Annotated in this window: 12 protein-coding genes; 7 read left to right on the forward strand and 5 right to left on the reverse strand. The window is 67.0% G+C overall.

Annotated features, from left to right (window positions below; all coding sequences use genetic code 11):
- Positions 1 to 23 precede the first annotated feature (23 nt).
- Positions 24 to 2,891 (reverse strand): ATP-binding protein, encoded by a 2,868-nt coding sequence (locus WKW82_RS15015; protein WP_340343099.1) that lies wholly within the window; start codon positions 2,889 to 2,891, stop codon positions 24 to 26.
- Positions 2,892 to 3,220: 329 nt separating this feature from the next.
- On the opposite strand from WKW82_RS15015, the gene WKW82_RS15020 reads away from it, so the two are divergent.
- The 7 genes from WKW82_RS15020 to WKW82_RS15050 all read left to right on the forward strand — a co-directional run bounded on the left by WKW82_RS15020 (position 3,221) and on the right by WKW82_RS15050 (position 10,205).
- Positions 3,221 to 3,499, forward strand: coding sequence for a hypothetical protein (locus tag WKW82_RS15020; RefSeq protein ID WP_340343100.1), 279 nt, complete (start codon positions 3,221 to 3,223; stop codon positions 3,497 to 3,499).
- Between the two features lie 289 nt (positions 3,500 to 3,788).
- Complete coding sequence (locus WKW82_RS15025; RefSeq protein WP_340343101.1) at positions 3,789 to 4,085, forward strand: hypothetical protein; 297 nt, start codon at positions 3,789 to 3,791, stop codon at positions 4,083 to 4,085.
- A 303-nt stretch (positions 4,086 to 4,388) separates the two neighbouring features.
- On the forward strand, positions 4,389 to 5,513 hold the full coding sequence (locus WKW82_RS15030; protein ID WP_340343102.1) for a sugar ABC transporter substrate-binding protein: 1,125 nt from the start codon (positions 4,389 to 4,391) through the stop codon (positions 5,511 to 5,513).
- Positions 5,514 to 5,675: 162 nt separating this feature from the next.
- Entirely contained in the window at positions 5,676 to 7,199 is a 1,524-nt protein-coding gene (locus WKW82_RS15035) for a sugar ABC transporter ATP-binding protein (RefSeq protein WP_340343103.1), read from the forward strand.
- The gene (locus WKW82_RS15040) at positions 7,199 to 8,197 is read left to right on the forward strand and encodes an ABC transporter permease (RefSeq protein ID WP_340343104.1); all 999 of its coding nucleotides are present in this window, start codon (positions 7,199 to 7,201) and stop codon (positions 8,195 to 8,197) included. Before WKW82_RS15035 ends, WKW82_RS15040 begins: the two co-directional genes overlap by 1 nt.
- Positions 8,194 to 9,162, forward strand: a complete 969-nt coding sequence (locus tag WKW82_RS15045; protein WP_340343105.1) for an ABC transporter permease — start codon at positions 8,194 to 8,196, stop codon at positions 9,160 to 9,162. The genes WKW82_RS15040 and WKW82_RS15045 overlap by 4 nt, the downstream gene beginning before the upstream one ends.
- 128 nt (positions 9,163 to 9,290) lie before the next feature.
- A complete protein-coding gene (locus WKW82_RS15050) occupies positions 9,291 to 10,205 on the forward strand; it encodes a methyltransferase, TIGR04325 family (RefSeq protein WP_340343106.1) in 915 nt (304 codons plus the stop codon).
- A gap of 24 nt (positions 10,206 to 10,229) precedes the next feature.
- Here WKW82_RS15050 and chrA read toward each other — a convergent pair whose 3' ends face one another.
- From chrA to WKW82_RS15070, 4 genes are all read right to left on the reverse strand, one after another.
- Complete coding sequence (gene chrA / locus WKW82_RS15055) at positions 10,230 to 11,591, reverse strand: chromate efflux transporter (protein WP_340343107.1); 1,362 nt, start codon at positions 11,589 to 11,591, stop codon at positions 10,230 to 10,232.
- A gap of 79 nt (positions 11,592 to 11,670) precedes the next feature.
- Positions 11,671 to 12,948: an NRAMP family divalent metal transporter gene (locus WKW82_RS15060; RefSeq protein WP_340343216.1), complete on the reverse strand. Its 1,278-nt coding sequence runs from the start codon at positions 12,946 to 12,948 to the stop codon at positions 11,671 to 11,673.
- A 214-nt stretch (positions 12,949 to 13,162) separates the two neighbouring features.
- Entirely contained in the window at positions 13,163 to 14,032 is an 870-nt protein-coding gene (locus WKW82_RS15065; protein WP_340343108.1) for an intradiol ring-cleavage dioxygenase, read from the reverse strand.
- Between the two features lie 120 nt (positions 14,033 to 14,152).
- A complete protein-coding gene (locus tag WKW82_RS15070; protein WP_340343109.1) occupies positions 14,153 to 15,229 on the reverse strand; it encodes a maleylacetate reductase in 1,077 nt (358 codons plus the stop codon).
- Between the last annotated feature and the right edge of the window lie 154 nt (positions 15,230 to 15,383).

A 15,383-nucleotide genomic window follows, 5' to 3' on the forward strand; every position in this document is an offset into this window, starting at 1 on the left:
CAGAGCCTCCTGAGCGGCGCTCATCAAGCAGCCTCCAATTCGCGTTCAGGCAGGATGAATGCAAAGGTCGACCCCTCGCCCGGCGTGCTTTCAAGGCGCATCGTGCCGCCATGCAATTCAACGAAGCGCTTGGCCAACGCCAGGCCCAGGCCGGTGCCTTCGGCCTTGCGCAGGTATTCGCCGGTGGCCTGCCGAAACTCCTCGAACACCAGCGCCTGCTGGTCGGCCGCGATGCCCACGCCGGTGTCGACCACCGCGATCTCCAGCGCATGGTCGAGCTTGCGCGCGCGCAGCGTCACGCTGCCACCGGCGGGCGTGAACTTGACCGCGTTCGACAGCAGGTTGACCAGCACCTGCTTGAGCTTGCGCTGGTCGGCCACCCATTCGCCGAGGCCTTCGTGGATGTCGAGTGTCAGGGTGAGGCCCTGGCGCAGGGCGCGCTCGCGGACCAGCGTCGTGCTGTTGTCGAGCAGCATGCCCAGGTCGAAGGCGGACAGGTCCAGTTCCATGCGACCGGCCTCGATCTTCGACAGGTCGAGGATGTCGTTGATGAGGGACAGCAGGTGGTGCCCCGAGGTGTTGATGTCGTTGAGGTACTCCACTTGCTTGTCGTTGAGCTCGCCGAACATCTTTTCCGACAGCACCTCGGAGAAGCCGATGATCGCGTTCAGCGGCGTGCGCAACTCGTGCGACATGTTGGCCAGGAACTCGGACTTGTGCTGGTTGGCCTGCGCGAGTTCGCGGCTGGTGCTTCGGATCTCCTGGATCAGCCGCGCGTTGCGGATGGCGATCACGGCCTGGTCGGCAAAGGTCAGCAGCATCGCCGTCTCCTTGGCCGTGAAAGGCTCGCGCGTGTGGCGACCGACAAGGATGGTGCCCAGGCGCCCTTCTTCCGACAGCATCGGCACGATGGCGAGCGATTGGCAGCCGACCAGCTCGCAGCCACGGCGCAGCGTCTCGGACATGTTGGTCGCGGTGGCAACGTCGGGAAAGTGCGTGACCTTGCGCGTCGTCAGTTCGGACTGCCGCCGGACCGATACGTCGGCCGGCGCCGGATACATCGCCGCCAGCTCGTCGCGATGCGGGCCGGCATAGGCGGCCAGGTGCCAGGCGCCGTCGCTGCCGAGCTGGTCGATCACGACGTGCGAGTTGTCGAACAGGCGCTCGCAGCTCAGCAGGATGCTGTCGAACACCGGCTGCGCATCAGCCACCGAACGGCCGATCACGCTGAGCACTTCCGCCGACGCGCGTTGCTGCTCCAAGGCCTCGCGCGTATCGTTGAACAGCCGCGCGTTCTGGATCGCGATGACGGACTGGTCGGCGAAGGTCTTCAGCAGCGCGACATCCTTCTCGGAGAACGGCCCCGGCTCCGGGCGCCCGATGAAGATCACGCCGATGGCGCGCCCCTCCCAGAGCAAAGGCGCGAGCACCACGGAGCGCGTGCCAACCGCTTCGCTGCTGCGCCGCACGAACAACGGCACGTCCGGCGCATCGATGTCCGGGTACTGCACGACGCGGCGCTGGAGGATCGCCTGGCCCGAGCCCGAATCAGCCGTCAGAGGCACCGGGAAAGTGCTGGCGAAGGCATCGCGATTGGACGAGCCGTGTTGCGCCGCGAGATGCACCAGCCCGTCGTCGCCGGCCATCGAGATGCCCATGTGCACTGCGCCGAAAAGCCGCTCGCAACTGCGCAGCACGGCATCGAAGACCGGCTGCGCATCGGTGGGCGATTCGCTGATCACGCGCAGGATCTCGCTGGTCGCGGTCTGGTAGGCGAGCGACACGGTGAGCTCGTGGGTGCGCTCGTCGACCTTGCGCTCCAGGCCGGCATAGGAGGCGCGCAGGTCGGCGCCCATCTGGTTGAACTGTGCGGCCAGCGCTTCGAGTTCATCGCCGGTGTGGACGTCGATGCGGTGCTCCAGCTCACCGGCGCCGAGCCGTTCGGCGCCCTCCTGCAGCGCCTGGATCGGACGCACGAGCGCGCGCGCGAGGAAGAAGCTCAAGGCCGTCGCCACCAGCAGGCCGGCCAGCAGCAACAGGCCAGTGCGCAGGATCGTCGCGTACAGCGGCGCATAGGCCTCGGCCCGCGGCGACTCGACGAACACGGTCCAGCCCAGTGCGGGAATCCGTGCGTGTGCGGCGAACACCTCCGCGCCAGAGAGGTCGCGCGCCACGGGCTGCGCCTCGCTCTCCGGCGCATCGCGCGCGGCCACCTGCGGCAACGCGCTCAGGTCGCTCTTCTTCAGCACGAGGCTGATGTCCGGGTGCGCGATCAGCGTGCCGCCCGAGTCGACCACATAGGCCAGGCCGGCGCGGCCGATCTTGATGCGCGAGACCACGTCCCAGACGAACTTCAGGTTCACCTCCGCCGCGGTGACGCCACCACCGCTGCCGGCCGCGCGCGCGATGGTCATGTAGGGTTCGGTGCCCTTGAGGAAGTAGACCGGACCGTAATAGGTCTTGCCAGCCACGGCCTCGGTGAAGCGGGGGTCGCGCGACATGTCGGCGCCGGTCGTGATCGAGTCCATGCCCAGCCGCGACACGCGCAACTGCTCGAGGCCGGCCGGGTCCATCCACACCACTTCGGTGATCGCAGGCGTCTGGCGCAGCAGCTTCAGGTATTCGATGCGGCGCTGCTCGAGCGGGTCGCCGCCGGTGTCGACGCGCGGCAGCGCCGTCCAGCTCAACTGGTGCTCGATGTCGAGCATGTATTGCTCGATGCGGGTGGCGGCGCCCTGGGCCTTCTCGAATTGCAGCGCCACCAGTTGCGTGCGCGTTTCCCTGTACGAGAAATAGATGCTGATGGCGCCGCTCACGGCCAGCACGCCGGCCACCACGGCGATGATCAAGGTCGCGTACTTGGGGAACAGGCGCCAGTGCGGGGCGATCATCCGGGCTCCCGCGCGGTCCTCGCGCCGCCCGGGCACAAGACGACGACGCGTGAAGCGGCCAGCTGGCCACCACACGTGGTGATCGGAAAGAACCGGCGCTTGTTCACCGGCCGGCATGCTACGCCGGTGGCGGCTTTTCGCAAGCCGCGCGCCGATGTGGTGCAAACGAGCCGTCCCGCCAGGGTGCAATTCCGCCTACGCCTTTCGAACACCTAAAACATGTTGCCATCCCACACAAGAGGGCTTGACCCGCAGCCCCGTGCACTCGAAGAATGTGATGTGCGTCGGTTTGTCCAGTTGTTCGTTTCTACCCTGCAAGGAGATCGCAAATGTTCAACCTGTTTTCCGGGCCCAAGCAGCACATACGGCGAGCCGTCGTGCTGCTGGAGGAAGCACACATGGCACGCCTGGAACACCAGGCCGCGGCAGAGCATCACAGCGCGCTGGCCAGGATGTACGCCGAACGGGCCAAGCGGCTCGAACGCGAGATCCAGCAAACCCAGATGGTTGCTGCCCCGCCAGGTTCGCTCAGCGACGTCGTCATCGAGCAGCCGGCGCTCTATGCGTTGAACGGCAAGCGTTCGAAGAACACGGCCTTGCCAAACTGAATTTGGATCCGGTCTCGTTCCGCGCACGGACGGGGCCTGTCGATTGTGGGCGGCGCCATGCCGGGTCGGCCCACGGAGGTTGCGGGACGTCCCAACGCTCTACCGCAACCGCCAAAGTGCGATCTACCGGCTGCCTCACCAGGCAGCCGGTCTCGCGTCGGCAGGATGCCTACAACACCTCGTGCGCTTCGCCTCGAGCGCCTTGGAACTTCAGCGTACAAGCGCGCAGCTCGAAATGGCGCAGGCTGCCTTCATGGGGTTCAAACATGGCCCCGTCGAAAGGCCAGCTATGAACTCGCACCTGAACCTTCAGCTCGATGTCGCCTTTGCGGAACGCGCGGCGCGGTATGTCACCTATGCCTATGCGCAAGAGCGCCTGGCGCGCGCCTTCGCGGCTGAATTGAGCGGCCAGGGCGACGGGCCGTCGGAGCGCGAGTTCGAGCAACTCGCGACGGCGCTGACTTATTCGCACAATGCCGACGTCGCCTACCTCGCCTTGCTCCGCCAGGCTGCGCGGGCAGTGATCGAGCACGTGAGTGCCATCCCGGCAGGGCACGGCCCGACGGCCGCTGCGGCTCGTTCCTGATCGCTACGGGTCGCAAGGGCCACGCGGGGAGTTGGCCTGCTCGCGCTTCCCGCTTTCGCGATCCGTGCCACGTCGAGATTCTGGGTTCCGGACAGCAAGAACGCCTTGGGCGTGTTTTTCACGACGGCAATCCGCACCGCAGGGTATTCCCGCAATCCACGCCGGTACAGATTTGTATGATGATCCTGCAACTTTGTTAACTGAATGTCGGGGCCCGAGCGAGGGGCAAGGCCCGGCAGCGTGGTCAGGCCCCTCGGCGAACGCGCCCCATGCGTCGCCGCATTCCACCGAGGAGACAAGGAAATGAGCCATCGCGTTCGTGTTGCCGCTGCCGTCGCAGCGCTCGTGGCGTCTGCCGCAGTGAATGCCGCGGGGCCGGCCGTGGTCAACGGGCCAGGCGAGAACCCGGGCTGCTTCAAGCCATGGGATGCCAGCACCAAGTATTTCCAGTGGCCGGCCAAGAAGGGGCCGTACCGCATCGCACTGGCCAACGGCTTCGTGGGCAACACCTGGCGCATCCAGATGATCAAGATGGCCAAGGCCTACGCGGCCACGCCGGAGATGAAGGAGAACATCAAGGAGTTCAAGATCGTCTCGACCGGCACCGACGTGGCGGCGCAGATCGCGGCCATCGACAACTTCATCAACTCGGGCTATGACGCCATCGTCACCATTGCGGTGAACCCGACGGCCTTTGCGCCGGTCATCAAGCGTGCCAACGCGGCAGGCGTGGTGGTGGTGCCCTTCGACAACGTGCTCGACAGCACCGAGGTGATGATGGTCAACGAGGACCAGACCGCGATGGGCACGCAGTCCGGCGAATGGCTGGTGAAGAACATCCCGAGCAAGAGCGGAAAGTTGCTGGAAGTGCGCGGCGTGCCGGGCAACTCGGTGGACCGCGACCGGCACCTGGGCTTCCGCAAGGTGGTCGAGGGCTCGGGCAACAAGTTCGAGGTGGTCGAGGTGGTCGGCAACTGGGACGATGGCACGGCACAGAAGGCTGTCGCCGACGCCGTGGCCGTGCACAAGAACTTCGATGGCATGTTCACGCAAGGCGGCTCGACGGGTTCGGTGCGCGCGCTGATCGATGCCAAGCACAAGATGATTCCGGTGGCGGGCGAAGCGGAGAACGGATTCCGCAAGCTGTGCGCGGAACGGGCCAAGGATGGCTTGCTGTGCACCTCGCTTGGACAGTCGCCGGGGCTGGTGGCGATCTCGATGAAGGCGGCGGTCGCGGCGCTTCAGGGCAAGGTGATGCCGCAGTTGATCTCGGTGCCGATCCCGACGGCGACGCATCCGAACTTCAAGGCGGGTGAGAACTACTTCCCCGAGCTGACGGACAACTTCTTCACGACGAATGACTTCCCGCCCTGCGGCGTGAACCTGAAGGCCACGGACATCATGTCGAAGGACGAGAAGAACAACTGAAAAGCTTTGGCTCGCCCCCATGTCGCTGCGCACTTCGTGCGCGACTCCCACCCCCGACCGGGGGCAACACCAGTGGCCCGGCAAAGCCGGTTCCGCGGTGTTCCTGGAATGGGGCTCCACGAGTTGATGCGTCTCGCGCCTTACGCACTTCGGTAAAACAGATTGGATCCGATCCTCCAACTCGTCGACGTCTCGAAACGCTATGGCGGCGTGCGCGCGCTGGAGCGCGCACAGTTCGCCTGCGCGCCGGGGCGAATCCACGCGCTGCTGGGCGAGAACGGCGCGGGCAAGTCGACGCTCATCAAGATGATGGCCGGCGTGGTGCAGCCCGATGAGGGCCGCATCGTGCTGGGGGGCACGGAGCGGCGTTTCGCGCATCCGCAGGAGGCCGTGTCGGCGGGCATCGCGTGCATCTTCCAGGAGCTGTCGCTGATGCCGGACCTGAGCGTGACGGACAACATCTGCATCACCAATCCGCCGCGCAAGTTCGGGCTGATCGACCGCAAGGCGCAACGGCGCATCGCCGAGGCGGCACTGGCCCGCGCGGGTGCGGAAGGCATTCATCCGCTGGCGCCGGTGGGAAGTCTTTCGCTGTCGCGGCGGCAAATGGTGGAGATCGCGAAGGCGCTGGCGCGCGAGCCCCGGATCCTGATCCTCGACGAGGCCACCTCGGCCTTGACGGCAGCCGACGTGGAGCGCGTCTACACGCTGCTCAAGCGGCTGCGCAACGAGGGCCTGGCCATCGTCTACATCTCGCATCGCATGAAGGAGATCGCGGACCTGGCCGACGACTGCTCGGTGTTCCGCAACGGGCAGCATGTGGCGACCTTCGAAGCGGGCACGAAGACGGATGCGCAGACGGTGGAGATGATGATCGGCCGCGACATCGCGCATGCGTTCCCGCGCAAGCCGCCGCCGCGACCCGTCCTCGAGAAAACCGCGCCCTCGCTCGAAGTGCGCGGCCTGTCGTGGAACGGACGACTGCATGACATCGCGCTGTCGGCGCGGCCCGGTGAGATCGTCGGGCTTGGCGGGCTCGACGGGCAAGGCCAGCGCGAGTTCTTCCTGGCGCTGTTCGGCGTGCTGCGCGGCGTGGATGGCGATGTGCGCCTCGACGGCGAACTGGTCGACGTGGGCAGCCCGCGCATGGCCAAGCGCAAGGACGTCGGCATTGCGCTGGTGCCGGAGGACCGCAAGACCGACGGGCTGATGCTGCCCATGTCGGTGCGCGACAACCTGAGCTTCGTGGCGCTGGAGCGACTGAGCCGCGCAGGCGTGGTCATCGCCTCGGAGGAGGACAAGGCGACCGGCGACATGGTGCGCAGGCTCTCGATCAAGGCGCCGGAACTGGGCGATGCGGTGGGCACGCTGTCGGGCGGCAACCAGCAGAAGGTGGTGATCGCCAAGTGGCTGATGAACGCGCCGCGCATCATCCTGCTGAGCGACCCGACGCGCGGCATCGACGTGGGCACCAAGCAGGAGATGTACGTGCTGCTGCGCCGCCTCGCCGACGAAGGCGCGACGGTGCTGCTCTATTCCACCGACTACGCGGAACTGATCGGCTGCTGCGACCGCGTGGCGGTGTTCTTCGACGGCCGCATCGTGCGCTGGCTGACCGGCACGGAACTGACCGAGCATGCGCTGGTGTCCAGCGCGCTCAACCTCACGACGGAGGCCTTGCACTGATGGCGGAACCGACGCGGCAATCGGACTGGCACTTCCACCTTCGCGAGCACTTCGGCGCCTATGCCGCGCTCGCGATGTTCGTCGTGATCTTCGCGCTCTACATCACCAAGCACCAGACCGGCTGGACCGTGCCGGTCTTGACCACCGCGGCCAACAAGGGCGTGCTGCTGGCAATCGTTGCCATGGCGCAGACGCTGCCGGTGCTGACCTCCGGCATCGACCTGTCGGTGGGCATGGTGTTCGTGCTGGCCAACTGCCTCGCCTCGCACCTCGTGGTGGGCACGCCCCTGCAAGCGGCGATGGGCGTGGTAGTCGTGCTCGGCGTGGGCGCGCTGTGCGGTTGGATCAACGGCGCGATCATCGTCTACGGGCGGCTGCAGCCGATCATCACGACGCTGGCGACCGGCACCATCTACTTCGGCATCGCGCTGGGCCTGCGTCCGGTGCCGGGCGGCGACGTGCATGCGGGCCTGGCGGATGCGTTGACCGGCGCCCTGCCCGGCGGCGTGCCGGCGATGCTGGTCGTGCTGCTGGCGGTGGTGCTGCTGGTCTGGGTGCCGTACCGGCGCTCGGCCGTCGGTCGCGCGGCGCTGGCGATCGGCTCGGCCGAGGGCGCGGCCTACATGTCGGGCGTGAACATCGGGCGCACCAAGCTCGTGACGTACACGCTGGCCGGCTTGCTCGCGGCCATTGGCGGGCTGCTGCTGACCTTCGTGACCTACTCCGGCGAGGCGTCGTCGGCCATCGGCGGCGTGTACACGCTGAACTCGATCGCGGCGGTGGTCATCGGCGGCACTTCGCTGGCGGGTGGCGCGGGGTCGGCGATCGGTTCGGTGTTCGGCGCGCTGGTGCTGCGCACGATCGGCGACCTGTTGTTCGTGTTCGACCTGGAGCCCCTGTGGCAGCCGCTGTTCCAGGGCGTGATCCTGTTGACGGCAGTGAGCCTGGGCGCGCTGCAACTGCTCAAGGTGAGCAACCGACTGGACCTGTTCAAGTGAGCGAGCTTGCGATCCGCCTGAAGCGATCCGGCCAGTTGCCGGTGCTGGCTGCTGCCGCCTGCACGGTCGCGCTGCTGCTGATCGGCAGTCTCTATTCGAAGAACTTCCTGTCGGCGGAATACCTGCTGCTGCAACTGCAGATCGCTTCCTTCCTCGGCATCGTGGCGACCGGTGCGATGGTGGTGATCCTGCTGGGCGGCATCGACCTCTCGGTGCCATGGATCGTGACAGTGGGCGGCGTGATGTCGGCCGCGGCGGCGGGCTGGTGGGGACAGACGGGTGAACTCATCGCCATACCGTTCGGCATCGCCTGCGGCTGCCTGCTGGGCGCAATCAACGGCATCGGCGTGGCCTACCTGCGCGTGCCGTCGATGATCTTCACGCTGGGCATCAACGCGGTGGCGCAAGGGTTGATCGTGGTGCAGACCGGCGGCTTCGCGCCACAGGACCGGTCCACGCCGGCCATGCACCTGATCGCCACCGGTCGCTCGCTGCTGGGCATCCCGAATGCGTTGCTGGTCTGGCTGGTAGTGGGCGCGGCGACGATGTTCATGCTCCACCGCACCACGCTGGGCCGGGCGATCTATGCGGTGGGCAATCGGGAGCGGGCGGCTTACCTGTCGGGTGTGAACACACGGCTGGTGACGCTGCTGTGCTTCACCATCGCAGGCGCCTGTTCGGCGGCTGCCGGCGTGCTGCTCACGGGCTACTCGACCAAGGCCTATCAGGCGATGGGCGATGCCTACCTGCTGCCGGCCATTGCGGCGGTGGTGCTGGGCGGCACCAACATCCTGGGCGGCCGAGGCTCCTACTTGGGCACGGTCGTCGGGGTCATGCTGATCACGCTGCTGCAATCGATCCTGTCGGTGATGCAGATACCGGAGATGGGGCGGCAGGTGACCTACGGCGTGGTGATCATCGCGATGCTGCTGGTGTATGGGCGGGGGCAGCGGCTGTCGCAGTAGCGGTGCGATTTGCAGCGGTTCAGGCGGCCGCACCTGTCATCTATTTCACGATCCCGCCTCTGGAACTCACCGTCCTAGTCACATTTGGGGTGGACATTTCGGTGCGAAAGGACTAGGACCAACGGCGCTTGTTGACGGGTGACACATGGCTAACACTGGTCACGAAGGTAGCCACCGTGACATACACCCTCAGCCCCCTCAGGATCGTCCGCAACGCGTTCGGAGACTCGCTCTTCCGGCCAAACGTCATCCGCCAAAGCCGTGACCACTTCCTGTCGCCACAGGGCATGGGCAGTCATTTCGGCGTGTTCGACTCCTTCGCCGCCGCACGGGATTGGCTGCCGCCGAGCCCGGAGTTCGACCTCGACGTGCTCGCCGTCGAATACATACGGGTCCGCACGAAAAGGGTCTACGCCTACGACTACCCGGTGATGTGGTGGCTCGACCGCGCCATGCGCGACGGTGCGACACGCGTGCTCGATATCGGTGGCTCCGTGGGCGTGCACTACTACGCCTATCGCCGCCATATTGCGATGCCCGACGGCCTGGCCTGGCACGTGGTGGAGGTGCCGACCATCGCCGACATTGGCAAGAACATGGCGGCCCGCCAGGGCGCGACGCCACTCAGTTTCACGACTCACCTGCAAGACGCGCTCGCAGCCAGCCGCGATGATGTGTTGCTTGCCGCCGGCGTGATCCAGTACCTCGATGAAGGACGGCCGGACCGGCTGCTGAAACTGGGCGACGCTCGACCGACGCACCTCCTGTTGAACAAGGTTCCGCTGTACGGCGGCGAGGACTTCGTGACGACCCAGAACATCGGCGGGGGCGCCTTTTCGCCGGTCCATGTCTACAACCGCGACCGCTTCATCAAGGACATCGAGGCGCTCGGCTACACGCTCATGGACGAATGGGCCGTGGCCGAAAGGTCGATGAACCTGCCCGGCCTCGCGGATCGCTCGTTCCCGACCTTCACGGGGCTGTACTTCGTCGCCATTGCCGGCGCGCAGCGGATCGAGCCGGCTGCCAGGCAGATTCAATGAGGGCCGGGTCGAAGATCGATTCGCTCAGCGCAGGGTCGTCACGGCCAGGCCCGCCACGGCACACCCCCCAAGCAGCGGCATCACGCCGACCTTGAAGCGAAACAACGCGACGATCGCCGCCACCGCAATCGCAGCCGACCCCACATCGAAGCGGCCACCGAAGCCCTGCGGCCACAGCACGTGGTACGCGAAGAACAGCGCCAGGTTCAGGATCACGCCGACGACCGCCGCGGTCACCGCCGACAGCGGCGCGGTGAAGCCCAGCCGGCCATGCGTCGCCTCGACCAGCGGGCCACCCGCGAGGATGAAGACGAAGGACGGCAGGAAGGTGAAGAAGGTGACGACGGTGGCAGCCAGCGCGCCACCGACGAACAGCGCCTCCGGTCCCAGCACCTGCCCGGCCCATCCGCCGACGAAGCCGACGAAGGCCACGACCATGATCAACGGCCCCGGCGTGGTCTCGCCCAGCGCGAGGCCATCGATCATCTGCGCCGCGGTGAGCCAGTGGTGCTGCTCGACCGCGCCCTGGTAGACGTAGGGCAGCACCGCATAGGCGCCACCGAAGGTCAAGAGCGCGGCCTTGCTGAAGAACCAGCCCATGCGCGTCAGCGCGCCATCCAGGCCGAAGACAGCGACCAGCACGCCCATCGCAGCCAGCCAGATGCCAAGGCCGGCGACTACGAGCCTGGCCAGGTGCACGCGCGAGAAGCGCGCATGGGCCGGCGTGGGCGTGTCATCGTCGATGAGGGCCGGGCCATAGCCCCGCTGCGTGTCGCCATGACTGCCACCGGGCGCGAACGCCGCCGGCGCCAGCCGCGCGCCGACATACCCGATGAGCGCTGCCGCGCCGATGATGGCCGGGAACGGCACATGCAGCGCGAAGATGGCCACGAAAGCGAGCGCCGCGATGCCCCACATCCAGCCGTTCTTCAGCGCGCGCCCGCCGATGCGGTGCGCGGCATGCAGCACCAGCGCCGTCACCGCCGGCTTGATGCCGTAGAAGATGCCGGCCACCACCGGCACGTCGCCAAAGCGCATGTAGATCCAGGACAGCGCGACCAGGATGAACAGCGACGGCAGCACGAACAGCGCGCCGGCGACGATGCCGCCCCAGGTGCGGTGCATGAGCCAGCCGATGTAGGTGGCCAGTTGCTGGGCCTCGGGGCCCGGCAGCAGCATGCAGTAGTTGAGCGCGTGCAGGAAGCGCTTCTCGCTGATCCATCGGCGCCGCTCGACCAGCTCGGTGTGCATGATCGCGATCTGCCCGGCCGGTCCGCCGAAGCTGATGAAACCAAGCCACAGCCAGAAGCGGAATGCCTCGCCGAAGCTGACCGCATCCGGCGCTGCGGGCGAGGCGTTGTCTGTGGCGGGGTTGGCTGCGTTCAAGTCGGCGTTTCATGCGAGCGGGTCACGACGATACAGGCGGCCCTGCCCTGCCGCAATCGACGGCGCGCGATGCGTGCGCTCAGCCCGGTGCGACGACCATCGACCAGAACATCGCCACCACCGCCAGCGCCATCGCACCCGTCGCGATCCAGCCCGCGGCCTTGAGCCGCAGCGGCGGCGTCAACCTGCCCATGACATCGCGGCGCGAGGCCAGCCACATCATCACGACCATGATCGGCACCGAGATCACGCCATTGATCACCGCGCTCCAGAACAGCGCCTTGATCGGGTCGATCGGCATGAAGTTGATGGCGACCCCGACCAGCGTCGAGACCGCGATGATCCCGTAGAAGCGCTGTGCGGCCATCGGTCGATGCGCCAGGCTGTTCTTCCAGCGGAAGGTGCCGGCCATCGCATAAGCCGCCGAGCCCGCGAGCACCGGCACCGCCAGCAGCCCGGTGCCGATGATGCCCAGGCTGAACAGCAGGAACGCGAACTCGCCCGCTACCGGCCGCAGCGCCTCGGCCGCTTGCGCCGATGTCTCGATCTGCGTCACGCCATTCGCATTGAGCGTGATGGCTGTCGTGAGGATGATGAAGAACGCGACCAGGTTGGAGAAGCCCATGCCGATGAAGGTGTCGGACCGGATGCGGTTCAGCACCTTGCGCGCGTAGGCCGGCGGTGCGTCGCGCAGCTTGCGGGCGTCGGCGTCGGCCCGCTGGTCCTCCACCTCCTGCGAGGCCTGCCAGAAGAACAGGTAGGGACTGATCGTCGTGCCGAAGATGGCGACGATCATGGTGATGGCGTCGGCGTTCAGCTTGAGGCTCGGGATGAGCGCGTGGACCAGCACCTGGCCCCACGGGATCCTGATCACGAAGACGGTGGCGACATACGCAAGCAAGGCCAGCGTGAGCCACTTGAGGATCTTGACGTAGCGCGCGTACGGGATGAAGACCTGCAGCACGATCGACAGCACGCCGAAGAAGACCACGTACGCATGCCGCATGCCGCCGACCAGCAGGTGCGCCGCATCGGCCATCGCGGCGATGTCCGCGGCGATGTTGATCGCATTGGCAATGACCAGCAGCAGCACGAGGCTGTAGAGCAGCCAGGTCGGGCAGTGCTGGCGGATGTTGGTGGCCAAGCCGTGGCCGGTGACCTGCCCGATGCGCGCCGCGATGAGCTGGATCGCGACCATCAAGGGATAGGTGAAGACGATGGTCCACAGCAGGCCCATGCCGAACTTCGCGCCGGCCTGGGAATAGGTGGCGATGCCGCTGGGGTCGTCGTCCGCGGCGCCGGTGACGAGGCCGGGGCCGAGCTTCTTCAGCCAGGAGCCGTTGTCGGCCTGCGCCATCGGTGCCTGTGGGGTCGGAGCTGCCGTTTCAAGTTGCCGGTCTGGTGCCACGCGTTGCCTCTCCGGTTCCGACGAATGAAGATCTGATCGAGTCCGCAGCGCGGCCCGAGGAGGACTTGATCCGAGTCCCGCGGGATCATGCGTGCGCGACGCGCGCCCGAGCGTAGGCGATCTGGCCACGCCGCTGCACGGGAATTGCGCCAGGTGGCTGTAGTCACCCGGCCGCGGCAGGCTCCAGCACGAAGTCGAAGCGCAAGGTATGGAACGGGACAGGCTGCGCCGAGCCATCGGGCGCCACGCCGGCCGGATGCGACCGGAAGTCGCCGATCAACGAACTGCGCACGCCGAACACCGCATCGCTGTCCAGGTACGCGTCGCCGTCCTTGAAGACGTGCGTGATCAACGTCTCGTAGCCCGGCGCCTGGACGATGAAGTGGACGTGCGCGGGGCGCCACGGGTGGCGGCGCGTGGCCTCGAGCATGGTGCCGACCGGGCCGTCCGTCGGGATCGGGTAGGCCACGGGCGTGACGGCCTTGAAATGGAGCCGCCCTTCCCCATCCGTGTGGAAGACGGCGCGGCCTTCGGGGTGGTCGAGGTCGGTGCGCTGCAGGTCGTAGAGGCCTTCCGCATCGGCCTCCCACACATCGACGACCGCACCCGCGACGGGCTCGCCGTCGGTGCCACGCACGGTGGCATCGACGAACAGCGGCTCGCCCCTGGCGCCGTTGGCGATGTCGCTGCCCAGCGGCAGCACCGGCGCGCCGGGCACATGGAAGGGGCCGAACACCGTGGCCTCGGTCGCCTGCGCGCTCTTCGAATGGTTGAGTGCGACCGTGAGCATCGACAGGCCCAGCGTGTCCGACAGCAGGATGAACTCCTGCCGCTTGTCATTGCACTTCTGGCCGGTCGCGGTGAGGAACTCGATGCCCTGCATCCATTCCTGCTCGGTCAGCTTCACCTCGCGCGCGAAGTCATGCAGGTGCCGCACGAGCGCCGACATGACTTCCTTCAGGCGCGGGCTCGGCGTGTCCGCGAGGCTTTCGAGGACGGCTGCGGTGATCGTGTCTTCGTTGATGTTGCGCATGGGCGTGGGTCTCCAGGTGGGGCGCTGAGGATACGGCGGCCGGGCGGTTTTCGCTGATGGCCGCGCGCCGATCGCCTGCCGGGGGATCGTGCCTTCGCGTTGGCCCTGGACAGGCCCTGGTCATCCCTCGACCGGCGGCGCGCCTGCCCAGGCACGTTGCAGCAGGTCGCGGATCAGGTCGCGCTGCGCCGGGCCGATGGGGCGTGGATTCCAATAGGGATTGCTCACGGCGAGGTCTGCCGCGCGGTCGAGGTCCTGCTCGCGCATGCCGATGTCCCGCAGCGCGACGGCCGCGCCGTTGTCCTTGGCCAGCGCATACAGGCCCGCCGCTGCCGAAGGCGTGCCAAGCGCACGCGCGATCACCTCCATCGCCTTCGGAGCGACACCGGCATTGAAGGCAATGGCATGCGGCAACACGACGGTGTGCACTTCCGAGTGCGGCAGGTTGAAGCTGCCGCCGAGGGTGTGGCACAGCTTGTGGTGCAAGGCGATGCCGACGCAGCCCAGCACCGAGCCGCAGAGCCAGGTGCCATAGAGCGCATCGGTGCGGGCCTGCATGTCTTGCGCATCACGGCGGATCGCCGGGATCGCGCGGGTCATCGCCGCGATGCCCTGCTCCGCCATCAGGTCCATCACCGGATTGGCGTCTTGCGCATAGAGGCCTTCCGCGGCATGCGCGATGGCGTTGATGCCACTGGTGACGCTGAGCGCGACGGGGAGACCGCGCGACAAGTCGGGGTCGTAGATCACGGTGCGCGGCAGCACGCGCGCATCCTTGCCAGTGGTCTTCAGGCCGGCCTCGGTCAGCCCGTAGAAGGGCGTCATTTCGCTGCCCGCATAGGTCGTCGGGATCGCCAGGATCGGCAAGCCCGAGTCCAGCGCAATCGCCTTGCCGAGCCCGACGGTGGAACCACCGCCGATGGCGATCGCGCAATCGGCGCCCTGCTCGCGGGCCAGCTTGCGCGCTTCACGCGCCGTCTCGATCGGTACATGCATCACGGCGCCGTCGAAGATGCCGGCCGACTGCGCGCCCAGCATCGCAGCCACTCGCTCGGCCTTGTCGCGCTGGCCGGGCGTGCACAACACCAGTGCGCGCCTCGCGTGCAGCGCATCGATCTCCCGGCCGAGATGCTGCAACGAACCCGCGCCGAACACGACGCGTTGCGGCAGGCTGGTGTAGGTGAAGTCGCGAATCATGGGGGGTTACCTTGCAAAGGGCTGAGGGGTTTGCGCATCGACATCGAAGCAAGCGCGCTTCACCTGCGTGCGTCCTCGCATCGCCATCGAGGCCTGTTTGACGACGATAGCCGCTCTGCCCCGCATCGCCAATCGGCGAGCCGGGATTGCTGCG

It is taken from the genome of Variovorax rhizosphaerae (assembly GCF_037889975.1).
Classification (GTDB): domain Bacteria; phylum Pseudomonadota; class Gammaproteobacteria; order Burkholderiales; family Burkholderiaceae_C; genus Variovorax; species Variovorax rhizosphaerae.

Bases quoted from the DNA above. Each gene is read 5' to 3' on its own strand.
- WKW82_RS15015 (WP_340343099.1), bottom strand. From the start codon at position 2,891: ATGATCGCCCCGCACTGGCGCCTGTTCCCCAAGTACGCGACCTTGATC.
- WKW82_RS15020 (WP_340343100.1), top strand. From the start codon at position 3,221: ATGTTCAACCTGTTTTCCGGGCCCAAGCAGCACATACGGCGAGCCGTC.
- WKW82_RS15025 (WP_340343101.1), top strand. From the start codon at position 3,789: ATGAACTCGCACCTGAACCTTCAGCTCGATGTCGCCTTTGCGGAACGC.
- WKW82_RS15030 (WP_340343102.1), top strand. From the start codon at position 4,389: ATGAGCCATCGCGTTCGTGTTGCCGCTGCCGTCGCAGCGCTCGTGGCG.
- WKW82_RS15040 (WP_340343104.1), top strand. From the start codon at position 7,199: ATGGCGGAACCGACGCGGCAATCGGACTGGCACTTCCACCTTCGCGAG.
- WKW82_RS15060 (WP_340343216.1), bottom strand. From the start codon at position 12,948: ATGGCGCAGGCCGACAACGGCTCCTGGCTGAAGAAGCTCGGCCCCGGC.
- WKW82_RS15065 (WP_340343108.1), bottom strand. From the start codon at position 14,032: ATGCGCAACATCAACGAAGACACGATCACCGCAGCCGTCCTCGAAAGC.
- WKW82_RS15070 (WP_340343109.1), bottom strand. From the start codon at position 15,229: ATGATTCGCGACTTCACCTACACCAGCCTGCCGCAACGCGTCGTGTTC.